The 1,289-nt window shown below is 59.3% G+C and carries 1 protein-coding gene; it reads left to right on the top strand.

Annotated features, from left to right (window positions below):
* Window positions 1-136: 136 nt before the first annotated feature.
* Window positions 137-1,261 carry a hypothetical protein gene (locus AVTE2539_RS26225; RefSeq protein WP_284415246.1) on the top strand — a complete coding sequence of 375 codons (1,125 nt, stop codon included), beginning with the start codon at window positions 137-139 and terminating at the stop codon, window positions 1,259-1,261.
* The last annotated feature ends 28 nt before the right edge of the window (window positions 1,262-1,289 follow it).

Here is a 1,289-nt window from a genome sequence, read left to right on the forward strand (position 1 = left end):
CTCGCGGCTACATTCGGCGCTGGGCTACCTCAGCCCGATGCAATTCGAACAACGCTGGTTGGCGGCGCAGCGTAAATCTGCCGCTTGAGAATCGGGCTATGCACTCCGGTTTTCAGGGGCAACCTCAATCCTGGTCGTGCTGGAGACGATCGAAGCTAAGGCGCGCTTTCTTAAGCACACCATGGGAGAAGTTGCGGTCACCAGCTGGCTCAATTCAGTGATGCAAGCCTACGGAGCGCTCGCTGGCATGGCAGACCAAAGTGCTCGCCAAGTGGCTGAGATCAAGCACCACCAGGCTAAAGTTTTGCGCACTCTCGGGAGGGATTCCGAAGCCGAGGAGCTATTCCAGGAGGTGGTCGCCAGTTATCCCCTGAACGATGCCAAGCTCCAGCTGGTGAGGTCCCTCGGCCTCAGGCCCGAGGGCTATGCGGCGGCAAAGCAATACGCCACAGACATCATTGCCGCAAAGCTAGAGGACGCAGGCGTCTCGCCATCTCTGCTCCTGGCACTTGGAGACACACTCAACCTAGCTCGCAAGACATGGGCGGGAGAGCTTCTCGACCAACACGAGGAGATGTTTCTTGGCGAGGCGCTGTGCAGCGCCGGGATTGGTGTTCCGCAGGGCTATCACTCGCTGGCGAACTTTGTGCGAGCGCTCATCTGGCATGCCCCTGAGCGAGTCGAGGGGGTGCTGGCGCGCCTGCCTGAGCCTACCCCCTTGATGCTGGACGATGATCAGAGCCGAGGCGCTTACGCCGAAATCATGATGATCGCAGCGCAAGCGAGCGAGAACGAGACGTACTTGAGCCAGGCGCTGCAAGCGTTTGAGACTCTCCAGTCTCCCAACGCCTACCAACGGCGCAAATGGGGTGAGACGCTCTACAGGCTGGATCGATTCATCGATGCAGAGGCTATTCTCGAGACCATCAGCGACGATCCGGGGCGCCCTTGGCTGGCCCATAATTTGTCGCAGGTCAAACTTGCGTTGGGCAAGCTTCCGGAAGCACTAGCGCTGATCGACGAGTCCGTAACCGCTGCGGTTGGCGCGAACGAGAGGTACCGCAGCAGCTTTCTTCTGCAGCGGATCAAGGTCAAGCGTGCGCTGCAACTAGACGCTTCCGCCGATATTGCCGAAGCTTTGAGTTTTACTAAGCACCCTGGTCTGAGGTTGCCCCTGAAAACCGGAGTGCATAGCCCGATTCTCAAGCGGCAGATTTACGCTGCGCCGCCAACCAGCGTTGTTCGAATTGCATCGGGCTGAGGTAGCCCAGCGCCGAATGTAGCCGCGA

Origin of the sequence: Acidovorax sp. SUPP2539, from assembly GCF_030158975.1 — a bacterium.
Classification (GTDB): domain Bacteria; phylum Pseudomonadota; class Gammaproteobacteria; order Burkholderiales; family Burkholderiaceae_C; genus Paracidovorax.